Annotated in this window: 13 protein-coding genes; 12 read left to right on the forward strand and 1 reads right to left on the reverse strand. The window is 40.4% G+C overall.

What is annotated here, in order from left to right:
• Positions 1–10 precede the first annotated feature (10 nt).
• Positions 11–2,959, reverse strand: a complete 2,949-nt coding sequence (locus tag AAGR14_RS07910) for a discoidin domain-containing protein (protein WP_342648042.1) — start codon at positions 2,957–2,959, stop codon at positions 11–13.
• Between the two features lie 470 nt (positions 2,960–3,429).
• On the opposite strand from AAGR14_RS07910, the gene AAGR14_RS07915 reads away from it, so the two are divergent.
• The 12 genes from AAGR14_RS07915 to AAGR14_RS07970 all read left to right on the forward strand — a co-directional run bounded on the left by AAGR14_RS07915 (position 3,430) and on the right by AAGR14_RS07970 (position 25,064).
• On the forward strand, positions 3,430–4,623 hold the full coding sequence (locus AAGR14_RS07915; RefSeq protein ID WP_342648043.1) for a DUF4185 domain-containing protein: 1,194 nt from the start codon (positions 3,430–3,432) through the stop codon (positions 4,621–4,623).
• 95 nt (positions 4,624–4,718) lie between these two features.
• Positions 4,719–6,056: an SGNH/GDSL hydrolase family protein gene (locus AAGR14_RS07920; protein WP_342648044.1), complete on the forward strand. Its 1,338-nt coding sequence runs from the start codon at positions 4,719–4,721 to the stop codon at positions 6,054–6,056.
• Positions 6,057–6,147: 91 nt separating this feature from the next.
• Positions 6,148–7,509 carry an SGNH/GDSL hydrolase family protein gene (locus tag AAGR14_RS07925; protein ID WP_342648045.1) on the forward strand — a complete coding sequence of 454 codons (1,362 nt, stop codon included), beginning with the start codon at positions 6,148–6,150 and terminating at the stop codon, positions 7,507–7,509.
• A 448-nt stretch (positions 7,510–7,957) separates the two neighbouring features.
• Complete coding sequence (locus AAGR14_RS07930; RefSeq protein WP_342648046.1) at positions 7,958–10,063, forward strand: glycoside hydrolase family 38 C-terminal domain-containing protein; 2,106 nt, start codon at positions 7,958–7,960, stop codon at positions 10,061–10,063.
• Between the two features lie 101 nt (positions 10,064–10,164).
• Positions 10,165–12,471: a GH92 family glycosyl hydrolase gene (locus tag AAGR14_RS07935; RefSeq protein WP_342648047.1), complete on the forward strand. Its 2,307-nt coding sequence runs from the start codon at positions 10,165–10,167 to the stop codon at positions 12,469–12,471.
• Between the two features lie 162 nt (positions 12,472–12,633).
• A complete protein-coding gene (locus AAGR14_RS07940; protein ID WP_342648048.1) occupies positions 12,634–13,470 on the forward strand; it encodes an alpha/beta hydrolase family protein in 837 nt (278 codons plus the stop codon).
• A gap of 235 nt (positions 13,471–13,705) precedes the next feature.
• Positions 13,706–15,445 carry a RagB/SusD family nutrient uptake outer membrane protein gene (locus tag AAGR14_RS07945; RefSeq protein WP_342648049.1) on the forward strand — a complete coding sequence of 580 codons (1,740 nt, stop codon included), beginning with the start codon at positions 13,706–13,708 and terminating at the stop codon, positions 15,443–15,445.
• 16 nt (positions 15,446–15,461) lie between these two features.
• Positions 15,462–15,935 carry a DUF5004 domain-containing protein gene (locus AAGR14_RS07950; protein WP_342648050.1) on the forward strand — a complete coding sequence of 158 codons (474 nt, stop codon included), beginning with the start codon at positions 15,462–15,464 and terminating at the stop codon, positions 15,933–15,935.
• A 12-nt stretch (positions 15,936–15,947) separates the two neighbouring features.
• Complete coding sequence (locus AAGR14_RS07955; RefSeq protein WP_342648051.1) at positions 15,948–16,952, forward strand: DUF4961 domain-containing protein; 1,005 nt, start codon at positions 15,948–15,950, stop codon at positions 16,950–16,952.
• Positions 16,953–17,043: 91 nt separating this feature from the next.
• The gene (locus AAGR14_RS07960; RefSeq protein WP_342648052.1) at positions 17,044–20,172 is read left to right on the forward strand and encodes a SusC/RagA family TonB-linked outer membrane protein; all 3,129 of its coding nucleotides are present in this window, start codon (positions 17,044–17,046) and stop codon (positions 20,170–20,172) included.
• Positions 20,173–20,185: 13 nt separating this feature from the next.
• On the forward strand, positions 20,186–21,898 hold the full coding sequence (locus tag AAGR14_RS07965) for a RagB/SusD family nutrient uptake outer membrane protein (RefSeq protein ID WP_342648053.1): 1,713 nt from the start codon (positions 20,186–20,188) through the stop codon (positions 21,896–21,898).
• A gap of 37 nt (positions 21,899–21,935) precedes the next feature.
• A complete protein-coding gene (locus AAGR14_RS07970) occupies positions 21,936–25,064 on the forward strand; it encodes a TonB-dependent receptor (RefSeq protein ID WP_342648054.1) in 3,129 nt (1,042 codons plus the stop codon).
• The last annotated feature ends 19 nt before the right edge of the window (positions 25,065–25,083 follow it).

Here is a 25,083-nt window from a genome sequence, read left to right on the forward strand (position 1 = left end):
GACTTTACTATTATTCGCGAATAAGATTGTTGTAAGGTAATACAGAAAGTACGGGTACATCGTCACCTAAAGCCTGGGCATCAAACGAAATGTGCACCTGCTTGCTCTCGCCTTTTAAAAGCGAAAAATAATTGTCGTCCGTTAACGCCGGCAGTATTTGTTCTCCATTGCTTTTCTTTACAGCAATAGCCCTGATAGCAAAGGCAATAGTTTTTGAAGAGTAGGGATTGGTAATGGTGGCCGTTATGTAATACTTTCCGTTAGTATGTACAGTTTTGGTAGACACATTTAAGTTTACTTTTGGCAAAGTATTGAGTTCGGTAAAATCAGTACGTTTATTGCCGCGCCAGTAAAAATTGCTTGATATTACTTTGCCTGATCTGTCTTTAAGCTGTAGTTTAATAAAATGTACGTTAGTTAAACCGTTGTTTTTGGGTTTGCCATGGTAAACTTCAAAGTCCCATAGCGAGTATCCCCAAACCGTATTTCGTTGTATACCCAGCATGCGTACATAGCGGGCTTTTACTTCTTCAAAATTGATGCGTCTTTCTCCGGGTCGGCCGTCGGTTGTGCTATAAACATCTTTCCAGTCTTTGGCGTTGTTAGATACCTGAATTTTATAAGCTTTTGCGCAGGCGGTTTCCCAATTTACACCAACGGCATCAATTAGTTGCTCTTGTTGTAAATCAATATATATCCATTGAGGATCACTGTTTTGACTGCCCCACCGGGTTGTAGGGTTGTTATCTGCCACCATCTCAGGCTTACCCTCATCGGTTGATGATGCATATACCGGCTTACCTTTAGCCAGATTTTGTTCAACTTCTGCAAAGTTTAGCGTAAAGCAATTAGTGCTTACATTATTAGCGGCATTTATTAATACCGAAGCAGAATGGTTTTTTGCCGGTTGGCCATCGCTGTTATAAACGGTAGCTTCGGCGGTTAATGATGTCAAATTATGTCCTGATGTGTTAACAACTTTAACATTGCTATTCAGTGGATTCCATAAGATGTGTATAGGTTCGCAAGCTTTCTTTGCGCCCCAATAAGCGCCGTTTAAATCATAGTAATAATCATAAGTTTGCCACACCAGCGATGGATAAGCCGATTGGCTCATCCATGTTAAAATACCCGAGGCGTCGTTCCAGATGTTATCTGCCCAACCTTCATACATGGCTTGGTTTGTTTCAATGTTAAGCAGTTGTGCTTTACGGCAAAAGTCCTGTATTCCGGTTGCCTGGCCGTAACGCTGGTTTACGGCTACTTCATATCTGTCGGGACTGGCGTTACCTCCGGCAGGGCCAAAAAAGTGCAAGTTCCACATCTCGTTGCGTGGCCACCACTTATCTTGCGGCATAAATTTTTTAAAGCTGTCAAAATTGGTAAAAACTGCGGTACCAACTTCGCTGCGCATGCCCCAGCCTTTATTACCACCGTAACCATCCGGCGATTTAGTGAAATACCAGCGAGGGTCGGCATTGCCCCAGGGGCCGCTACCCGACAAGCCTCCTGCGTGCGAGTTAGGTTGATAACGGCGTTCATCACCGTCATATTTTTTTACAGCATCGGCTAACCATCCATTTAGTGGTCCGTTCGGGTAACCCTCATTGTCTCCACACCATATAGCTATCGACGGGTGGTTTCTAAAGCGTTTAATCTTTTCAATAGCGTTTATATTAAAGTTGTCTACATCGTTAGGGAGGTTGTTATTAGAGTTTAGCCAGAAGTCGTCCCAAACCATGATTCCATATTTATCACAGGCTTCGTAAAACTCATCGTCAGTAGTCGATCCAATCCAATTTCTGATCATATTGAAGTTCATTGCCTTATGCAGCCTTACTTTGGTATCATACTCCTGGCCACGACAGCGCAACATATACTCCGACATACCCCAATTGCCGCCTTTCACAAATATTTTGGTGCCGTTTACATAAAAGTGCAATACATGGCCTACGGTATCATAAGTGTATTTTTTTATCCCAAATTTTACTTTTTTTGAATCTGAAAGGTGTTGATTGGCAACCAAGCTCAACTCGCAAGTGTACAAGTTGGGGGCACCATTACCATTTGGCCACCATAGCTTAGGTTTTTGTACAACCAGTTGCTTAAACTTTTCTTTATCAAGTTTAACATCCAATTCCTGGCCTGGAGCAATCAAAACATTTTGGGAAAAATGAATATTGCCCGGCATAATCCTGCCCGAAAGTAGACTTTGTTGACGCTGATTGCTGTTGTTTTTAATTTTAACGTTTACAGATAGTTCGGCAAGTGCATTGGTATGTAAGTTTGAGCGTACCCAGGTATCGCTTATAGTGAGTTTACCTGTATTACTCAGGTAAACTTTATCTGTAATGCCCATGTTAAGACCAGGAACGCTGGGCATCCAATCCCATCCGTCGCTGGATATATACGTCGGACTTTGATAGTTGACTAGTGGTGGTTTAGGCCAATAAACCAAAACAGTGAGAACGTTTTTTGAAGTTTTGTTGGCAATAGTAGTGATGTCAAAATGGCCCTGTTGCATAAAGCCGTTTAGCGTACCAAGCTTAGTGTTATTTAGATAGACATCGGCTTTGCGGTTAACACCTTTAAAATTAAGCCATATTTTCTCTTTGGTATAGCTGTTGGGGATACCAAATTCGGTGCGGTACCAAAAATTTCGATCGTACTTGGTTCGGTTAACTTTATAAATATTATCGCCAAAGTTGGGGTCTTTTTCTTGTTTTGCAATTACGTAACTATTAAATACTGTGCCGGGTACAATGGCTTTTATCCAATTAGATGTCGGGTAACCGGATTTGCCAATGGCAGTTTGGTCTTTAATATTATCCTCGGGGGTTACTTGCCAAACAAGATCGGGGTTATTGCTATCAAGGGCAACAACAGGTGACTGTGCCGCAGCTTGTAAACAATATATTGAAACAGCTGCAAAAGATGCAAGTAAAAATCTAAAATGCATAGGCCTTTCCGGTAATTTATTGGTTAAAAACCAGACTAATAAATAGGTAGTCATGGTTCATCAAATCAGACAGCTATATTAAGAAAGCTAAATCGATTTATGAAATTTAATTTAAAATACTGTTTCTTGTGTTTGCGCGATGGCAAATAACATCGTAAATATTTAATTGCGCAATTAGGTCGATTTAAAAGTAGTTTAGGCAGCCAGATTTATTAGCCTCATGTTAATTCAATACTTTCAGTATGCCTAAAGTTAAGTGATGATATAGAGAAATTTAAAAGAGTAGAAACTACACAAAGTGTAAGTTCCAGCATAAAGAGATATAATTACTTGAAAGTTATCAAATCAAGGATGACACAAACCATAATTTAATAACAGCGAAAGGAATTTATGAAGTTTGAATGTTATGTTCGGGTTATATAATATTGTTTTGATATTTGTAACACGATGCATTCATTAATAAAAAGATAATGCGAAAGTTAGTCTGTTTACTGATCCTGTTAAATACCCTCGTAGCCAAAGCTCAAGGTAGAGCAACTACTGACACGATACGTTTTGAAGGCTTGAAATTTTATGTTCAGGAAGCATCGGAGTGGACCCAATTGCTAAATAGACAATCAGGTTGGTTTGGCGCCGATGGTATTTACAGTATTCCGCTCAATGGTAAAGAACACCGCCAGGTCAGTAAAACAGATAAAACGTTATTTATTTTTAGTGATACTATGGTTGGCGAGATAAAGAAAGGGGAACTTCAACCAGGCTTCACTATGGTGCATAATTCGGCCGCTGTACTAACCGGAAACCATCCTGTTAAATCTAATCTGAATTTTTACTGGAAGAAAGATACAAAACATCAGCCACTGTCTCTATTTGTGCCGCATACTCCACAAACCGAGCCTGCCGATTACTTTTGGTTAGGTGATGGATTTGTTAATTTGGATCAGAAAGGTGCTTTGTATCTGTTTGGCTACCGGGTGCATAACGTTAGCGAAGATGCCTTTGGGTTTAGAGAAGTTGGCAATGTTTTAATAAAACTCAATAAGAATCATGTTCCGAGATTTACTAAACAGCGGCAAGAGGACACTCCATTTTATTTAAGTGGTAAAAACATTGAAGTAGGATCGTTTGGAGCTGCAATTTATGTAAATACGAAGAGTTCGGGAGCTGTTGATCCCGATGGTTACATCTATGTTTATGGTGTGCAGGGTATGGCCAAAAAGCTTTTGGTTGCAAGGGTGGAGGCAAATGCCTTTGACAATTTTAGTCAATGGAGATTCTGGGACGGTAATAACTGGGTGGCAGATATCAGGGAGGGTAAAGAAATTACCCATTCGGTATCCAATGAGATGAGCGTTAGCAGACTACCCGATGGCAGATATGCGCTTATATTTCAAGTAGGCGGCATGACACCTTATATAGGTATGCGTATTGGTAAATCGTTAACTGGTCCATTTAGTGATGTAATTCATATATGGGATTGTAACCCCGATTTATTAAAGCCAAGTTATTTGGTATATAATGCGAAAGCTCATCCTGCATTATCAAAACCAGGCGAATTGCTGATTAGCTACAACATCAACTCGGCCGAATTTATTAAAGATCTAAAGAGTTATCCCAACCTATACCGCCCGCGCTTTATAAAGCTTCGATTTCTGAATGACTGATAAATTTGTTTTAAAAATGCTAAACCGGTTTACTAATTCGAATTTTATTTTGATATTTGTACATCGTATAACCAATTTAATAAACGCTTTCGTCAATGTTTCAAAAGAAATGCCTGCTTTCTGTGATTGTACTGTGTTCCAGTTTTTCTGTTTGGGCACAACAAGAAACGATTTCACTTTATAAAGACCGTCCGGCTGATGGCCAAATTAACGTGTACCCGGTTGACCCATTAGTGCAGCCATCGGGTACTGCTGTAATTTTAAATGCAGTACAATCAGGTAACGAATCATCTGTTAACAAATTAACTGAAACATTTAGTAAAAAAGGTATAGCCGTTTTTTGCACTGCTGACAAGCAGAAATTATTTAACGCACAGGAACTTACTCGTACGATTGAACTGCTCAAAGCAGAGGCATTGCGCTTACATTTAAATCCGGCTAAAATAGGGGTAGTTAATTATGGTGGTATGGCAGATGCCTTTGCCAGCACAGCTAACGTGGCTTTTTGGAGCATGATCAATGTTGCAGGCCCTTATAAATTAAAACCTTCTGCATCAATGGCACTGATGCTGGATGTAAAAAATGATGATAAATCCGCACTGAATTTTTACCACCAATGGCAAAAAGATGGCGGAAAAGCCGATCTATATTTACACCAGCAAGCCGCACCTGATAGTGTTTATGCTCAAGAAACAGTTAATTGGTTGGCAGGCTTAGGATTTTTAGAACCTGTAAGTAAAGATAAAACCGAGGCGAAAAAAAACCAGGAGAATTGGGCAAACTTTGCGAAGTCGATTGAAGACCGCATCCACAATGACTGGGCATGGCTTAAACGTTACGAAGGCGACAATGAAAAAACACCTATGCCTGCACCCGGCGAAAACAGGGTCATCTTTATGGGCAATTCAATCACTGAAGGGTGGATTAACCAGGATCCGGAGTTTTTTAAAACTAACAAATATTTAAATCGTGGTATCGGTGGGCAAACCACTCCGCAGATGCTCGTTCGTTTTAGAGAAGATATTATCAATTTAAAGCCCAAAGTGGTCGTGATATTAGCCGGTATCAACGATATAGCTGAAAATACCGGTACGTCAAAAATTGAAAATGTTGCCGGCAATATTATGTCTATGGCCGAGCTGGCACGTGCGCATAACATAAAAGCAGTTTTATGCACAGTTTTACCGGCAAAGGCATTTCCATGGCACCCAAGTATAAACCCGGTTGAGCCCATCGTTCAGCTAAACAAGTTACTGAAAGAATATGCCCAGGCTAATAAATTATCTTTCGTAGACTATTATTCGGCTATGGTTGACGCGGATAAGAGTCTAAAAAAGGGTTGGGCCAGTGATGGAGTACATCCCAACTTAGCCGGCTATAAGATAATGGAGCCTTTAGTAAAAGAGGCGATCAATAAAACACTTTCTAAGTAGTTAATCTAACGTACTGGCTTAAACAAGTATGCATTCGAAGCTAAATCGATTAACTGGATATTCTTCAAGAAGATTTGTCTTATCGGCAATTTTGCTCGCTATTTGCTTTAATAGCACAGCCCAAACTTTAGCGCCTTTCAAGAAAGGGGATCGTGTAGTTTTCACGGGTAATAGTATTACCGACGGCGGTCACTATCATTCTTACATTTGGCTGTATTACATAACGCGTTTCCCGAACCGGCGAATAGACGTGTTTAATGCCGGTATTGGGGGAGATGTAGCTCAACAAATGTATGAGCGTTTACAATCTGATGTGTTTGTGCACAAACCGACAGTAGTTACGCTTGGTTTTGGCATGAACGATACTGGTTACCAGTTTTTAGACGGAGCCAAGGCCGATTCGGCCTATGACCGTAAAATTGAGGCATCTGAACACAGTTTTAATAATATCGCGAGATTTTTTAATGCACATCGCGGTATCCGTTACATTATGCTTGGGTCATCACCTTACGATGGTACTTCCAAAATCAAAGCAATTAATCTTTATCATAAAAATTTAGCACTGCAAAAACTGCTACGCTATCAAAAGCAACAGGCAGAGAGAAATAAGTGGCCGTTTATTGATTTTAACCGGCCTATGCAAGCCATTAATGAGCGCGAACAGCAACGAGATACTTCTTTTACTATGGAAGGCTTTGACCGAATTCATCCAACTAACGATGGACATATGGTAATGGCATACTTGTTTTTAACAGCGCAGGGATTAGGAGATAAAAAGGTTGCTGATATTACTATCGACAGCGAAACAAAAAAACTGCAGAAAGTAGAAAATTGCACTATCAGCAAGATTCAATTTAAAGCCAAATCATTAACTTTTAATTATTTGGCTAAAGCGTTGCCTTACCCTATCGATACATTACCACGAGGCGGTGGTAACCAACCCCGGTCACAGGCTGACGCATTAAAATTAATCCCATTTACACAAAGGTTTAATCAGGAGCTTTTAACCGTTACAGGCTTAAATGCTCAAGATAAATACCAGCTTTCTATTGATGATATAAAAATTGGTGAATGGAGTGGCGAAAGTTTTGCTCATGGAATAAACCTAGCCATTTTACAAAACACGCCGCAATACCAACAAGCTTTGGCAATTATGCATTTAAACGAAGAGCGTTGGGCGTTAGAACGGAAACTAAGAGAGTATTATTGGATCCATTATTCTATACTTAAACCCAAGGGTCTGTTATTTAACAACGCGGTTCCTATTGCAGATTCGTTGCGTAAATACGCCCGCAAAGATTATTTTATAGCCGCAACCCTTGGCACTTACAACGCTGCCCGTTTTAAAGCGGTTAGAAATACCTGGCTTAAAGAAATTAAGCTGATAACCGATCAACTTTATACCATTAATAAGCCTGTTGTCCATACCATATCTGTTATGCCTGCTAATTAACTTTATGCATAAAAAAATTATATACATTCTGTTTCCGTTGTTAGTGGTGCTTAACATCAACCTTGTTAAGGCACAACGCACTTATTATATTGATGGTTATCATGGTGGCATCTGGGGGCATTATCCGGACTGGAATACCCGTTTCATTGTTGATCAGTTAAAGGCAAATCCGTTCTGGAAAATTAATCTGGAAATTGAGCCGGAAACGTGGGACCGCGCTGCTGTTGTTGACCCGGACGCTTTCAAGGAGTTTCGAGCTTTAATTGCCGATCAATCATCAAATCCCCGCATCGAATATGTCAACCCGGCGTATGCCCAAAGTTATAATTTTAACATTGATGGTGAAAGCATTATCAGGCAGTTTGAGTATGGGATAAAAAAATTAAAAAGCCAATTTCCTCGTATTCAATTTACAACTTATTCATCTGAAGAGCCATGTTTTACCAGCATGTTACCGCAAATACTTAGCGGATTTGGTTTCAAATTCGCATCGCTTAAAAATCCAAACACCTGCTTTGGAGGGTATACAAGGGCTTATGGAAATGAGTTAGTTAAATGGACCAGCGCTGACGGAAGCAGTTTGATAACATCACCCAGATACGCTATTGAAAGTCTATATCCTCAATCAACATGGCAAACTATTGGTTGGGATAATAGTAAAGCTTACATCACTGCTGCTTTCAAATCTGGTATTGAACATCCTATCGGGATGACTTTGCAAGATGCAGGGTGGAAAAATGGTCCGTTTTTAGGCAAAGCCAACCAGTATCGTGAGAATAACGCTTACACTACCTGGCGTAATTATTTCAGTAACGTTGTAAACCACGATAGTGCGCCGACCTGGCACCTGAGCCAAGAAGATGTATTGGTTAGTTTAGTTTGGGGTTCGCAAGTTACTCAGCGTATAGCGCAACAGGTCAGAAATGCCGAAAACAATATTTTACAAGCCGAGCGCCTCATTGCTTTAACTAATTTATCAAGCAACGTATTATCAAATAAGCAAAGTATGCTGGATAGTGCCTGGCGCACTTTATTGCTGGCGCAGCATCATGATTGTTGGATTGTACCTTATAACGGTGATCAAGGGGATACCTGGGCAGATAAGGTAAATATTTGGACAAAAAATACGGTTAAATTAAGTAAAGATGCAGCTGTAAATAGCCTAAAGGGAGTATTGTCTGACAGGCCTAATGCAATTGTTGTTTTCAATACGCAAGCTGCAAATCGTAAAGAATTGGTTGCATTTCCTTTTCGTGGTGGGCAAGCAACAGCTTATACAGTTTGTGATGCAAGTGGTAAGTCTATGCTAACGCAAACGCACACAAACCAATCAGGAGCCGTTGATAGCTTACTTTTTATGGCTGATGTACCGGCATTTGGTTACGCTAATTATTTGATTAAAACAAAAAAAGCGTTTTTAAAAGGTGCTTCTATTACTAAATTATCCAACGGTATATATCAGCTCGAAACAGACTTATACGTCATTCAAATAGACCCGGTTAAAGGAGGGGCTATAACAAATTTAATAACTAAAAAAGATAATTTCAATTTTGTTGATCCAAGTTCGGCTCATCATTTTAATTCTTTACGAGGCAATTTTAACGCAGATGGCGGAATGAAAACTTCTGCATCGAATAAAGCAGCAATTGATATATTGGAGAAAGGGCCGCTTCGTATAAAAGTTGCCGTTAAAAGCAAAATCAACGATACCGAATTTACACAAACCATATGTTTGGATCAGGGGCAACCCATCATAGACTTTAATGTGAATATTAATTGGCAACGTAATGAAGCGGTAGGGGATGCTACCCCCAAAGAGTCATACAAATGGACCAATTATTACAAAGCATTTTATAATGACAGCAATAAGTTGGTCATTACGTTCCCAACCAGTTTTAAACAAAAGCAAGTGTACAAAAATGCACCGTTCGACGTCGTTGCCTCAAAATTAGATGATACTTTTTTCAGCACATGGGATAGTATAAAAAATAATGTAATACTTAATTGGGTAGATATAACTGATGAAACAGCTAAACATGCTATGGCATTGTTTACCGATCATACAACAAGTTACACGCATGGAAAAGATTTTCCTTTAGGGTTAGTAGCTCAATATTCGGGGATGGGACTTTGGGGAAGAGATTATTTTACCGATAAGCCAACTAATATACATTATGCCCTGCTGCCGCATATAGGTAAATGGAATGATACTGAGTTGTGGCAAAAATCTGCTAATTGGAATCAGCCACTTGAAATTAATAGCGGCCAATACGATGACAAACATGCTAGAGGCTATTTGAGTGCAGATAAGAATTTGATTATCACTACGGCTCAAAAAATGGGTAACGTACTCAAATTACGCGTTTTTAATGCCGACATAAATTCAGGCTTAAAATCAATACATTTAAAAATTCCGGTGAGAAGTGTGGATTTAGTTGATTTCAATAATAATGTATTATCGCATCCAGCTTTGAAGAAAACTTCATCACAGTCGGCAAACATTTATTTGCAAATGCCTGCATTTGGAGTTAAAACAATTTTAGTTAAAATTTAATGAAGTTTTGCTAAATCGATTTTTGTTATAACTTTGTTTTACCAATTATTGCTGATAGTCACTCTAACTTCGGAGCTACAATTATCATTTTAAATATTGCTATGAAAATAAAGCCAATACTGTTTTTGCTGTGTTGCTATATACAAGTTTGGGCGCAACAGCCGGCTGCTTACGTAAATCCGTTTATTGGAGCCAGTACCAGCACGGCGGCGGCAGGCGTATATCATGGCTTAGGTAAAACTTTTCCGGGAGCTACAACTCCATTTGGTATGGTGCAACTAAGCCCGAATACCATAACCGGCGGCGATAATGGCTCTGGTTATAGTTACGAGCACAAAAGTATAGAAGGTTTTGCTTTTACCCAAATGAGCGGTATAGGCTGGTTCGGCGATTTGGGTAATTTTTTGGTGATGCCAACTACAGGCCCAATTAAAACCAGCGCCGGCAAATCAGATAACCCTAATGCCGGATATCGCTCAACGTATCAAAAAAGCTCTGAGGTTGCCCAAGCAGGTTATTATAGTGTCTTACTTACCAAAAATAATATCAAAGCAGAAATGACAGCTGCTCCGCACAGCGGAATGTTGCGGTTTACTTTTCCTGAAAATAAGAATTCCCGGATACAAATAGATTTGGCCCGCAGGGTAGGAGGAACATCCACAAGTCAGTACGTTAGGGTGGTGGGCAATCATGCTATTGAAGGCTGGATGAAGTGTACCCCTGATGGAGGCGGTTGGGGCAATGGCCAGGGTAATGCTAACTATACCGTTTACTTTTATGCCGAGTTTAGCAAGCCTGTTACCCAATGGGGCGTTTGGAGTGCAGATATACCTGATGATTGGCAACGTAAAAGAGAAGATGTTGAAAGTCCGCGGTACCAGGCTCGGGTTGCATCCTCCGCCATCACCCCCAACGTAACTGAAAAGGAAGGTAAGCACCTTGGATTTTTCACCGAATTTTCGACCGCTAAAGGTGAACAAGTATCGCTTAAAGCAGGTATATCATTTGTTGATATTGCTGGCGCTAAAAGAAATTTAGCGGCCGAGATCACAGATTGGAATTTTGATAAATTACGCTCCCAAGCGTATGCGCAATGGAATGAAGCACTTTCAAAAATTGCTATAAGCGGCGGCTCTAAAAATCAGAAAACGATATTCTACACTGCGCTGTACCACAGTATGATAGACCCGAGGATTGTGCAGGACGTAGATGGAAGATACATGGGTGGAGATCAAAAGGCACATAATGCTTCAGGGTTTCGTAAGCGAAGCATTTTTAGCGGGTGGGATGTATTTAGAAGTCAAATGCCGTTGCAAACCATCATCAACCCCTCGGCTGTAAACGATATTATCAATTCATTAACTACGCTGGCACAGCAAAAAGATAAAAATTACTACGAACGCTGGGAGCTATTGAACGCTTACTCAGGTTGTATGCTGGGTAATCCTGCGGTATCTGTTGTAGCTGATGCGTATGCCAAACATATCAGGGGCTTTGATGTCAACGAAGCTTACCGTTTGGCTAAAGGATCAGTTGAGAAAGATGGAAACGGTAACAAAGGATACACGCCAGGGTCACTAAGCTTGTCTTACACATTAGAGTATGCTTATACAGACTGGTGCGCTGCACAATTAGCTAAAGCCGTAAATAATAATAATGATCAAAAGTTTTATACTTCGCGTGCTGAGGCTTACAAAAACGTTTTTGACAAGGATAAAGGTTGGTTCAGACCTCGTGCCGATGATGGCAGGTGGCTTGCCTGGCCTGACTCGGGCCGTTTAACCCAATGGTATGGTTGTATTGAAAGTAATCCCTATCAGCAAGGCTGGTTTGTGCCACACAATATTGAGGGTATGGTACAGCTAATGGGGGGCCGGCAAAAAGTGGTTGAAGATTTAATCAACTTTTTCGAGATGACACCTGCTAACATGATGTGGAACGATTATTATAATCATGCCAATGAACCTGTACACCATGTGGCTTTCCTTTTTAACAGGTTAAAACAACCATGGTTAACACAAAAATGGAGCCGGCTAATTTGCGACAGGGCATATCACAATTCTGTTGAGGGATTAGTTGGAAATGAAGATGTAGGACAGATGTCTGCCTGGTACATTTTAGCTGCCGCAGGTATACACCCAATATGCCCTGGTGATACCCGCCAGGAAATTACAAGCCCGGCCTTTGATAAAACCGTTTTCCGGTTAGATCCCAAGTATGCTAAAGGGAAAACGTTTACTATAGAGGCAGTCAACAACTCGTCAAAGAATCTTTATATACAGCAAGCAACACTTAATGGCACACCTTATAATAAATGCTACATAGACTATTCGGCTATTGTGGCGGGCGGTAAATTAAAGTTGATAATGGGCAGTAAACCCAACAAAAATTGGGGAATTGAGCAGTAATGGATAGCTATTTATTAAGAGGTATTTGATGGAGATTATGTAGCAGCTTATAAATTTTTGCTCGGTTTTACTGGCAAACGATGAAGAAGCTTTAATAGATCAACTTTATAGAATTAACCATTTGGTTTCACTTACAACCTTAACCTGTCTATAACTAAAATTATGAAAAGAGGTAGAATTGCTAAATTTGTTGCTGCTTGTTTGTTCTTATTGTCGCTGTCATTTGCTGCCAGTGCTGCCAAGGTTGATACCGTACAAACCTTTAGCAAAATAATGAATAAAAGTATCCGTGCTGTAGTAATACTGCCTAATCATTACAAAAAAAAGGAGGCGTATCCGGTAGTGTACCTGCTTCATGGCTTTGCCGGTAACTGTACAGATTGGATTAAGAAAGTGCCATCCATAACTCATTTAAGTGATAGCTATCACGCCATTATTGTATGCCCCGATGGCGGCTTTGCCGGTTGGTATATTAACAGTCCTGTAAATAAAGACTGGCAATACGATACCTACGTATCAAAAGAACTGGTAACCTATATTGATGAAAACTACGCTACCATTAAAAACCGTACTGGCCGAGCCATCACCGGGTTAAGTATGGGAGGGCACGGAGCACTATCATTAGCCATCAGGCATCAGGATGTTTATGGCGCTGCCGGATCTATGAGTGGTGGGGTTGATTTGAGGCCGTTTGCTACAAGCTTTGGTATTAATCAAATTTTAGGAAAATATGAGGATAATCCGCAGGTATGGGCCGACCATAGTGTTGTAGGAATGGTAAATAACTTAAAACCCAATGTGTTAAAAATTACATTTGACTGCGGGGTTGATGATTTTTTTTTTAGTGTAAACAACCAGTTACACGATTTATTATTGAAGGCTAAAATACCGCACGACTATACCGTAAGGCCCGGAAGTCATACCTGGGAGTACTGGGAAAACTCGATAAATTATCATATGGTGTTTTTTGACCGATTTTTTAAACATGCTAACCAATAAGAACTTAATATTAAGGTGTGAAAATTTTAATATTAAACGTCCTCAATTGTAAAAATTGTAAGCAATATTCGCATTCAATAATACAAAAATAAAGATTCGACAAAGGCGTAAAAAAAAGCCGGATTTATTTGCTAAATCGATTTTACATTTTTACTTTAGTACTATAATAAACCAATTAATAATCTGATATACTTACCGCGCTCAGCAGGTAAAAATTTGATTTAACAATATGAGTATGGGAAAAAATTTTACAATTTTTCTTGTCCTTTTAGTCATCTTTTTTTCGTCTTGTAAAAAAGAAGGCTTTTTGGCACAAACAGCGGTTTCAAACCTTAACGAAGATGCAATTTTTAAAGATAGCACGTATGCCACAGGATTTTTAACCAATATTTACAGCAACATTGGCTTTAGCGAAAAAGCAAACCGTTTCTCTAATGGCGGTTTGGATGTTTGCTCGGACGAGGCAGAGCCTTATGATAATAGTAATTCAACAACAGTAGCCTTTGCTAATGGATCTGTTGATGCCAACATTGTAGCAAGCGATGCATATAACAATTGCTACACCAGCATCCGGGCCGTAAATAAACTTTTGCAACGGCTGCCAGGCATCCCGGTTACTGCAGCAACCCGTAATTCTATGAAAGGGGAGGCTATATTTTTAAGGGCCTGGTACTATTCTATTTTACTTAAGCACTACGGCGGCGTTCCAATCATTAAGGATACTGTTTATACATTTACGGATGTAATTGGGGCTCAACGGAACACTTACAGTGATTGTGTGAATTACATTTCGGCACAATGTGATACTGCCTCAAAATATTTGCCTTTAATACAATCTGGTGTACGATATGGGCGTGCATCAAAGGCAATTTGTATGGCACTGAAGATGCGCGTTCTTTTATACGCCGCAAGTCCTTTGTTCAATGATCCATCTCCAGGAAGTGACACGCCGTTAGGTATTGCAAGTGGTGACGTAAAACCGCTGGTAGGCTATACCAATTATGATGCTAACCGCTGGGTGCTGGCACAAAACGCAGCAAAAGCGGTGATGGATTTGGGTACGTTTAATCTTTTTACAGATACTTCTAAAACTCCTGGGCGGTCGTTTCAAAACTTATTTATTACGGGCAACAATAATAGCGAGTACATCTGGCAAGTGTTAAATCAACCCAATTCAGATTTGGAAAACATTTATGATCCGCCATCAAGAGATGGTAAGGGCGGAGGGTTTCCGTACCAGGAAATGGTTGATGCATTTCCAATGGCCAATGGCAAAGTAATCTCTGATCCTACATCAGGTTACGACCCTAATAACCCTTACAGTAATCGCGATCCACGGCTGGCATACACTGTAAACAGAGATCAGTCTTTACTGCCGGCCAAACTTACATTTATACTTACACCGCTAAATATTTATACGGTTAACGGAAAACCGGTTGGTTTAGATGCCATATATTCAGGTACAAAAACCGGGTATTACTGTAATAAGATGCTTGATCCAAAAGTTGCACCAAATTCGCTGGCAGCCACTCCAAGAAGTATACCACTCATTAGATATGCCGAAGTGCTGCTTAGTTACGCTGAAGCCTCAAACGAAGCAGAAGGACCCGCAAAGGCTTATCCAGTTATCGAATTAATAAGGCAGCGAGCAGGTTTAAACCCCTATCAATTGCCCTTGGGCTTAACTAAAGAACAGATGCGTAACGTTATTCAAAACGAGCGCCGTTTAGAATTGGCTTTTGAAGGCCACCGTTTTTGGGATGTCAGACGCTGGAAATTAGGGGCAACGCAGGATAAGTTTTTTACAGGTATGGAAGTACAGCGTACAAGTGCAGGTGCATTGGTAGCTTACAAAAGGGTAGACGTTCGCCGTCATGGTTTTAAACCAGCACTTTATTTGTGGCCGTTGCCGCAAAGTGAGGTAGCTAAGTCACCTTTAACTAAGCAAAATCCAGGCTATATAGGCGCAAATTGACAAATTGGAGATTGAAATGAAGACATATATTAAATACGCTAATAACAAGGTATACAACCTTTTATTTCTGCTGATGGGCATTACTATGGTGATGTCATCATGTAAAACTGAAAAACTGACACCAGATTATACAGAATCGGTTAAAGACATTGCAGGCACATGGAAGGTAGTAAATGCCACCGTTAACGGAAACGACATCATCAAAAACATCCCAGACAATATGACGCAAATCAGTGCCTTTAACATATCGTTTAAAGATGGTAAGTATGCATTAAAAGGGCTGGTGCCTTTTATTGTAAGCTTGGATGGCAGTTACACATTGAGTGACCCACAGTATCCTACAGATATAACTTTTGCTCCTAATGGTGGCAAAGCTATTACCACAGCATTTACGTATCCTATCACCCAAGGTCAACGCCAGCTGCAGCTTACTTTTAGCCCTGGGTGTTCGTCAAATACTTATATCTACACTTTAAGTAAAATCAATTAATCGCACAAAATTATGATGACACGTATACATATCAGCAGGCAGCGATTTATAAAATATTTTTCATTAGCTCTAATTTTGTTTGTATTAGCTAATTGTACTGCTACAATTGATAGTATTATCCAACCGCTGTCGGCCAAGGTAAATGACGTTATTTCGGTTAAGCTTAATACGACATTCCAGGCTGATGCAACTTCTGATCCGCAAACAATTATTGTAGGCATTTTGGCTCCTAAGAGCTGGAAATTGGGCCAGGGCGGCAACACTGCCGTTACCATTTCCTCTGTTAAGGGCGACGGTACTTTGTCATTAATGCCATCAAGCAATATTGCTGCTGGTGCTGTAAACGGCGAAAACTGGGCTACCCGATTCAAAAACAGATTTGGTATTGGCCCAAATTACATTGACGATATGGAATGGGTAGTTTTTAGAACTGACGCAAGGTACGTTGGTAATGGAGGAGAACGAATTGCTACTGTATTTAATATAAAAATGAAAGTAGGTGTGGACAATAAAAATACCACAGTGAAGTTAGGCTACGTAATTTGTAACGAAACTAATGGTGTGAATCCAGGAGACGAAAACGTATACTGGAACGTGAAATACACCGATTGTATGTCGGTTACCGGAGGCAAAGGCGATCTGGTTGATTTTTGTAATCCGGCACTAACCATATTAACGCCTGCCAAGGTATTGGATAACGAGTATGTAAGTATTCTGTTCGACAATACCATCATCTCCACCAAACTTACAGGGTCAGACAATACTTACCTGTGCGCTACAGCACACACTACTGATAATCAGGATATTGTAGTGTGCTCTCAGGATGATAAAACAAAAATGATTAAGGTTGCCGATAACAAGTATAGCATTACACTATGGCCTAAAGGGTACTTCAAGGTTCCGGATGGTAAAACGCTGGCCAGTATTGATTACTATATCACTGATAAAACAGGCGCTATCAAAGTAGGCTACGCTAATACCAACACTCCGTTTAAGCTCACTTTCACCTGCGAATAATTATTAAATGGTTTTAACTAAGCATGTAATACGCCTTACGCCGGGCGTAAGCACCTATAATATGCCAAAAAAAAACTGTAAAACATCAAGTATGCTTCAAAAATATTTACTCAAACGCTTGCCTTTGCTCATAAGCTTTATGCTTTTAGGTTTAGCAACGGCTTTAGCACAAACAACCATTGCACAGGATACTGCGAGGATGGCTGTAAAGCCAGGATATATAAGTGGTAAAGTGGTAAACCTGTACAACGTGCCCTTAAAAAATGCAAGGGTAGCCGTTATTGGAACTCGGGATACTACCTCAACCGATCGCGATGGTATGTTTACTATAAAGGCAACTGCCGGCAATAAATTAACTGTTAAAGCTAAAGGGTTTAATGTGACCAACTACCGCGTTAGCAAAACCAGTCGCGCAATAACTATACAGGTAGGGGAGCTGTATATAAAACAGCCTGAGCAACTTAGCGTGCTTTACGATACTATTAAAGCAAGCGAAAACCTCTCTGCCATCTCTACAGTTTATACCAACCAGTTAACAACAACGCCGGCGTCATTATATACATATGCGTTGCCTGGCCGGTTGGCTGGCTTATACACTAAGCAAAATAGTGGGTTTCCTGGCGCGCAAACAAATTCACCTACCAGTACCGGACTTGGCGGTATCCAATATGTTTTTAACGCTGCCAGCAGTACTAATGATAATAATGGACAAATTTCGTTACAGTCTCGCGGCTCAGATAACGCTCCAATAACTGTGATTGATGGTGTGCAACGTGAATTATCATCCATTGATCCTGAATCAATTGAATCTGTTTCTTTGCTTAGGGATGGCTTGTCAACCATTTTGTTGGGTGTTAACAGTTCAAACAGCGTTTTGCTGGTAACTACCAAGAGACCACAGATTGGTAAAACGTTAATTTCTGGCACTGCTCAATATGGTTTGCAGCAACCGCTTGGTTTGCCAACCCCTTTATCATCATTTCAGTATGGCTATCTGCTTAATGAAGCCTTGCTCAATGATGGTAAGGCCCCATTATATACGTCGGCTGATTTAAACGCCTATAAAAATCAAACAGATATTTATGGCCATCCTGATGTAAATTGGTTTAATACGCTGTTAAGAAAAACATCACCACTGCAAAGTTACAAGGTAAACATTACCGGAGGTAACAGCGTGGCTAAGTTTATTGTATCGTTAAATTACTTTAACCAGGCCGGATTATTTAAAAACGACAGTTCGGTACCCTATAATACTAACAATGGTTTAAACAGGTACATACTCAATAGCGATATCAATATTAATGCAACTAAAAACTTTAATATTGACTTGCAATTATTTGGCAGGGTTCAAAGTATTATTTATCCTGGTCAGCCTTCCATAGGTATTGGTGGTCTTTTGTCAACACTGTACAGCATCCCAAACAATGCTTATCCAATTCGTAACGCCGACGGCAGCTTTCCTGGCTCCAACGATTCATTTTACCAAAATAACATCATTGCGCAGTCTCAATTTTCTGGCTATACCAATACCCAAAATCACGATATACTCACCAATCTTGATCTGAAATACAATTTGGGTAGTGTATTAAAAGGCTTGTCGGTTAGAGGAAAAGGCAACTTTGCAATCAATTCTCAAAACTTTATTGATCGTAGTTTACAAAACTCCGTATACCAGTTTAACCCTGTCACAAACGGATACAACGTTTTTGGTAAAACGATTGCTCAAAGCAATTCTTTTTCTAACGTATCTAACTCGAGATACGCCTATGGCCAAGCCGCCTTAGCTTACAACAATAGCTTTGGTAAAAATAACTTTAACTCCTCCTTGTTTTATGATTACCGATCGGTGGTGCTTACTTATGATTTACCGAGGGTTTTTCAAAACCGGGCCTTTAACATAGCTTATAATTATGATGGTAAATATTTTGCCACTGGTTCGGTAAACAACAGTTCAGATGATCGTTATCCTCCTGGCAATCAATCTTACTTCTTCTATGCTGGAGGTTTAGGCTGGCAAATGGGTAAAGAAAACTTCATGAAAAATTTAACCTGGATTAGTTCATGGAAGTGGCGTGCTACTTATGCTAATACCGGAAACGATGTACTGGGTTATTTTGACTATCGGGCAACATTCGAGGGCGGTGGCAATGGCTATCCTCAAGGTACCGGCTATATAACTGGTAACGGTTATACCGAATCTAATTATATTGTTAACCCAAATGTCAGACCCGAGCGTGCTCATAAAATTAACATCGGCACAGACATCGCCTTTTGGGATCAAAAGTTTTTGCTTACAGCTGACTATTATAATAACCGGTATTATGACTTGTTGCAGACGAGAGGTAAATCGAGTCTGATTGCCGGAGTACCTAAGTTCCCGTCAGAAAATATTGGAATTAATAAATATGAAGGCGCAGAGGTTACGCTAACGTATCAGAACCACTTGAATGATTTTAATTATTTCATCACAGGCAACGGAAATATATCTGCAAGTAAAAGGATATACTCCGACGAGTTGCAACAAGTTTATCCATGGCTTGCACTAACAGGCCGTTCTCTGCGTACAGGTTATGGTTATATAGCAGAGGGTTTTTTCCAATCGCAGCAAGAAATTAATTCCAGTGCAAAATATTTTAATTATACAGCTAAGCCTGGCGATATTAAATACAAAGACTTAAATGGCGATGGAATAATAAACAACTTTGACGTATATCCCATTGCAAATGTTCGTCCGCTTATATACTACGGTTTAAACCTGGGTTTCAATTACAAAGGGTTTAATTTTAGTATGCTTTTGCAAGGGGTGGCCAACAACCAGATTATATTTAATCAAATGGACGTTACTCAGGGATTTGATTACAAAGGCTTTCTTAGCGCTCCATACGGGCAGGCTTATACTACTATATTAAACCGGTGGACGCCGGAAAATGCAGCGACAGCAACATCTCCAAGGTTAACAGCCGGTCCAAATGGTAATAATGGTTTACCGTCTACTTTTTACTTGCATTCCGGCAATTATGTCCGTTTAAAAAATGCTGAGATAGGCTACACCATACCCTATCGTTTAACCGGCCGGATCAATGTATCGAGCGTTAGATTTTTTGTAAATGGCTTAAATCTGATTACTGTGGCTGGCTACAAAGGTATTGATCCGGAAGTTAATGGTACGGCTTATCCAATACAACGTGTATTCAACGCAGGTGTAAACGTAAAGCTTTAAATAAAATTATATTATGGGAAGATATATATACATACTATGCATAGGCTTGTTGGCATTGCTTATGGGCAGTTGCAAAAAATATGAGCCGTTTCCGGCCGAGCAACGCACTATAGAGTTTGCTTTTAATCCACAGGATTCATTAGGGAATAATGCGTATGCTTTTTTAAATGGTGTTTATTCTTTTTTACCAAACGGACATAACAGGATTGCCGGATCGGATTACCTGGACGCCGCTTCGGGCGATGCGATATCATCAGGTAACAGCACAACGTCCGAGATATACAATTTATCAACCGGGGCTTATAACTCTTCGTCTATACCACAGTCCGAAAACGTTTGGGGACAGTATTACAGCGGCATTCGTAAAGCAAATTTTGTTATTAATAATGTTTTAACTGTTCCGGTAAAGCAGGAAGTTAGAACTGGTATATCTATGAAATATGCCTGGCGTAACGAAGCTCGTTTTTTAAGAGCCTTATTTTATTTTGAGTTGCTTAAACGTTATGGAGGTATTACACTGGTTGGCAACAAAATATTTGACGTTACCAGTGATTTAAATTTACCACGCAACTCGTTCGAAGAGTGTGTAAATTATATTGTTAATGAGTGTGACGCCATTAAAGATACCATGCTTACAGCGCCATTAGCAAATCCAAACCTGTATTCGCAACGTGCTACTAATGGAGCGGCGCTTGCCCTTAAGGCAAAGGTTTTATTATATGCAGCCAGCCCGTTATTTAACGGTGGAAACATAGATGGTGGTAATCCGCTAACCGGTTATACCAGTTACAGTGCCGACCGGTGGGCAAAGGCGGCTGCAGCCGCAAAAGCCGTGATGGATTTAAATGCATATTCATTAGTATCGGGTTTAAATAATGCGTTTATAACCCAAGTGCCGGCCAATACCGAAACAATTTTTAGCCGCGCTTACGGTATTGCGAGCGATATAGAAAGGAAAAACGGGCCAATTGGGTTTAGTACTAACCCACCAAGTTTAGGTAACACCAGCCCAACTCAGAATTTGGTTGATGCTTTTCCGATGGCTAATGGCTTAGCCATTACGGCAGCAGGTTCTGGATACAATCCTGCTAACCCATATGCCAATCGCGATCCGCGTTTAGCAGCAACAGTATTTTGCAACGGCGCGCCTTGGCTTAACGGTACGGTGCAAACTTTTGAGGGTGGCCGTAGTAAGCCAAACAACGGCACACAGCAAACCACCACCGGGTATTACATGCGCAAGTTTATGGGACCGTACGAAAATCAAAGTACGTTTGGCGGGGTGCCTGAGGACTGGCATATATTTAGGTATGCGGATGTGCTGCTATCATATGCCGAAGCTCAGAACGAATTTTTGAGCAGCCCGGACGTATCAGTTTACACTGCTGTTGAGCAAATAAGAAAAAGAGCAGGTTTAACCACTTACCAACTACCTGCCGGACTGACAAGGGATGCTATGCGAGCTGTGATACAAAACGAAAGACGCCTGGAGCTTGCCTTTGAAGAGAACCGGTACTTTGATATACGACGCTGGAAAACTGCTGAAAGTATTTTAAACCAGCCCCGCCGTGGTGTACAGATTATCAATGATCCGGTATCTGGTTTAAGCTACAACTATGTCACAGCATTCAACTCAAAGTTTATTGCGCCAAAAATGTACTTGTCACCTATACCTTTTGACGAAATCCGGAAAGCATCTAATCTCAAACAAAATCCGGGATGGTAACCATTTCTTTACTGATATCAAGAATCTAAACTTAGTTATGAGAATAATATTACTCACTATAATACTGCCATTACTGTTTATTAACCAGTTAATGGCACAATCAAGGGTGGTTACAGGTACGGTTAAAGATGCCAATGGTGTATTGCCAGGGGTTACCGTTCGCGAAAAGGATGTTCCTAATAATTTGGCTATCGCTAATTCGAGCGGGCGCTTTTCTATAACATTGCGTGGCAAGCTCAACATCATTGTTGTAAAATATATCGGTTACGACGATAGGGAGGTGAAAATTGTACCTGGTAAAAAAGACTACGACATCACGCTTCAGGCCAACAAGCAAGGGCTGGATCAGGTAGTGGTATTGGGCTATAAACCAGCCAGCCGTATAACCAATACCGGTGCCGTGAGCCAAATTGCCGCTTCGGAGGTAAGAACTGTGCCTACCGCCAATATACAAAATACTTTAGCCGGTCGTTTACCAGGCTTTTATTCGCAGCAAACATCCGGTCAGCCGGGCCGTGATGCGGCTACTTTCTTTATCCGGGGGCAAAGTTCAATTAATGGTTCCAATACGCCTTTAATTATTGTTGACGATGTGGAGTATCAGCCCGACCAACTGCAACAAATTAACGTTAACGAAATTGAAACCGTTACGATTTTAAAAGATGCGTCTACTACGGCTGTGTATGGTATTAAAGGGGCAAACGGCGTATTAGTAATTACTACCCGCAGAGGTAAAGTCGGAGCTCCACAAGTTAACCTAAGGGTCGAAACCGGTATTCAATCACCAACTAAATATCCTCAGTTTTTAAACGCTTTTGAAACTGCCAAGCTGGTAAACGAAGCAGAGAATAATTATAATACAGCTTACGGAATTGCTAACGGCACCTTATCATTCACTCAACAAGACTTAGATGCTTTTAGAACCGGCAGTGATCCTTATGGTCACCCAGACATTAACTGGTACCATGCCATTTTAAAACGGCAAACCTTTCAAAGTAATACTAACCTCGATATTTCGGGTGGTAACAATTTAGTAAGATACTTCATAACTGGTGGAGCACTATCGCAGAATGGTTTACTGCGTAATTTCTCTGATCCGGCCAACGAAATTAATAGCGATTATAATTATAAGCGATATAATTTCAGGGCAAACCTTGACTTAAAAGCTAACAAGAACCTAACGGTAAGGTTAGATTTAAGTACCCGCTTCGGCTTACTAAATCAACCACATGCATCCAATATTTTGGGTGAGATTTATGACTTTACAAAAATTACACCTTATTCGGCACCTTTTTTAAACCCCAACGGCAGTTATGCATATGCTTACTCGCAGTTTAACTCAAATTCATACAAAAATACACCACTCCAGTTGTCAACTATTAATGCTCGTTTAGCAAACGGAGGTTATGACCGTAGTACACGCACCGATTTTAATTCGCTTTTTGATGTAAACGAAAAGTTAGACGCCATTACCCCAGGCTTGTCGTTAACCGGGCGTTTTAGCTATTCGAGCATTGAACAGTATACAAAAAAACTGTACCGGTACGGCGCAGCAGGCGGCTCTTTTAGTCCACCAAGTTATTACTACAACCCGGTTAACCAGCAATATACACTTGACCCAAGGCAGCAGTATGTATTACCTGATTATAATAAAGCTGGTTATACAGATTCGTACATTACCAGGGTAAACCTGCAAGGCTTTTTAACTTATGACCGTACTTTTTCTCAAGACCATCATGTGTCTGCTTTATTACTTTACAATCAATATCAAGATAATGATCAGGCTAATCCGCCATCAAAGTTTTCCGGCCAGTCTATAAGAGTAGGGTATGGCTATAAGCAAAAATATTTGATAGATTTCAACGGTGCATATAACGGTACTGATCGTTTTGCCAGCAACAACCGTTTTGGATTTTTTCCTGCAGTATCTGTGGCCTACAATATTGCTAACGAGGACTTCTTTAAAAACAACGTAAAATTTGTTTCGTTACTAAAGTTAAGAGGATCTTACGGTAAGGTGGGTTCTGATGCAATTGGTGGTTCCCGTTATATTTACTCACAATATTATAACGGTGGCGGCGGCTATAACTTTGGTGTTAGCCCGGTGGGTTTTAGCGGCTACTCAGAAGGTACCTTAGCTAACCCTAATGTTTACTGGGAGTCGCAACGTGAGTTGAATATTGGCTTAGATTTCAATATGTTTAATGATAAGCTGACCGGTAACATTGAAGTATTCCGTAATGTGCGCTATGATCAGCTAATTTTCCCAGGCGATATCTCAAATATCCTGGGTGTAGGCGTGCCTCCGGTAAATGCAGGCAAAACCTTAAATCGAGGTATAGAGGGGCAGTTGTCTTATCGCGCGTCAGTAGGCCAGTTCTTATTCTCTACAACTTTGACGGCCTCATTTGCCAAAAACAAAATCTTGTATCAAAGAGAAGCTGCACCGGCTTATTCATGGCTTTATCGCACAGGGCACTCAATAGGGCAGCCGTTTGGTTACCATTTTATAGGATATTATACGCCTGAAGATATCGCTAAGATTAATAGTAACGCAACAGATAAACCTGCTTTACCCGTTAACGGTACCAGAGTGCAGGCCGGTGATTTAAAATATCAGGATTTAAACGGCGATGGCAAAATCGACCTTTACGATCAGCAAGCTATAGGTAAGCCAAACGTTCCAAACACCGTTTTAGGTTTAAATCTGGGTTTTGGTTATAAAGGCTTTACATTAAATGTTTTATTACAGGGAGCAATGGGATACAGTTTTGCCGTTGTAGGTACCGGAATAGAACCGTTTAAAAGCCAGTTCCAACCTATTCATCTTGAACGCTGGACACCGGCTACTGCTAACACTGCCACTTTCCCCAGCTTAACAACAGATCCGCTTAGCGTAAGCAGTCCAACAAATTACTTATCTGATTATTGGTTACTTAACGCACGTTACGTTCGTTTAAAAAGTTTGGATTTTGGATATCAGTTTGCAAACAAATTGTTGCCATTCCATCTAAAAAATGCTCGGTTATATATAAGTGCATACAATTTATTTACGCTTACCAATTACAGAAAATACCAGCAAGACCCTGAAGTTGCCACTGGTGCTGCCGGCGATGTTTATCCGAACCAGCGTGTGGTAAACTTAGGTTTGCAAGTGTCCTTCTAATATTTATCTTCATTGCTAA

This window comes from Mucilaginibacter sp. CSA2-8R, from assembly GCF_038806765.1.
Lineage (GTDB): Bacteria > Bacteroidota > Bacteroidia > Sphingobacteriales > Sphingobacteriaceae > Mucilaginibacter.

Coding starts and splice junctions, on each gene's coding strand:
- AAGR14_RS07910 (WP_342648042.1), bottom strand. CDS start 2,959: ATGCATTTTAGATTTTTACTTGCATCTTTTGCAGCTGTTTCAATATAT.
- AAGR14_RS07915 (WP_342648043.1), top strand. CDS start 3,430: ATGCGAAAGTTAGTCTGTTTACTGATCCTGTTAAATACCCTCGTAGCC.
- AAGR14_RS07920 (WP_342648044.1), top strand. CDS start 4,719: ATGTTTCAAAAGAAATGCCTGCTTTCTGTGATTGTACTGTGTTCCAGT.
- AAGR14_RS07930 (WP_342648046.1), top strand. CDS start 7,958: ATGTTACCGCAAATACTTAGCGGATTTGGTTTCAAATTCGCATCGCTT.
- AAGR14_RS07935 (WP_342648047.1), top strand. CDS start 10,165: ATGAAAATAAAGCCAATACTGTTTTTGCTGTGTTGCTATATACAAGTT.
- AAGR14_RS07940 (WP_342648048.1), top strand. CDS start 12,634: ATGAAAAGAGGTAGAATTGCTAAATTTGTTGCTGCTTGTTTGTTCTTA.
- AAGR14_RS07945 (WP_342648049.1), top strand. CDS start 13,706: ATGGGAAAAAATTTTACAATTTTTCTTGTCCTTTTAGTCATCTTTTTT.
- AAGR14_RS07950 (WP_342648050.1), top strand. CDS start 15,462: ATGAAGACATATATTAAATACGCTAATAACAAGGTATACAACCTTTTA.
- AAGR14_RS07955 (WP_342648051.1), top strand. CDS start 15,948: ATGATGACACGTATACATATCAGCAGGCAGCGATTTATAAAATATTTT.
- AAGR14_RS07960 (WP_342648052.1), top strand. CDS start 17,044: ATGCTTCAAAAATATTTACTCAAACGCTTGCCTTTGCTCATAAGCTTT.
- AAGR14_RS07965 (WP_342648053.1), top strand. CDS start 20,186: ATGGGAAGATATATATACATACTATGCATAGGCTTGTTGGCATTGCTT.
- AAGR14_RS07970 (WP_342648054.1), top strand. CDS start 21,936: ATGAGAATAATATTACTCACTATAATACTGCCATTACTGTTTATTAAC.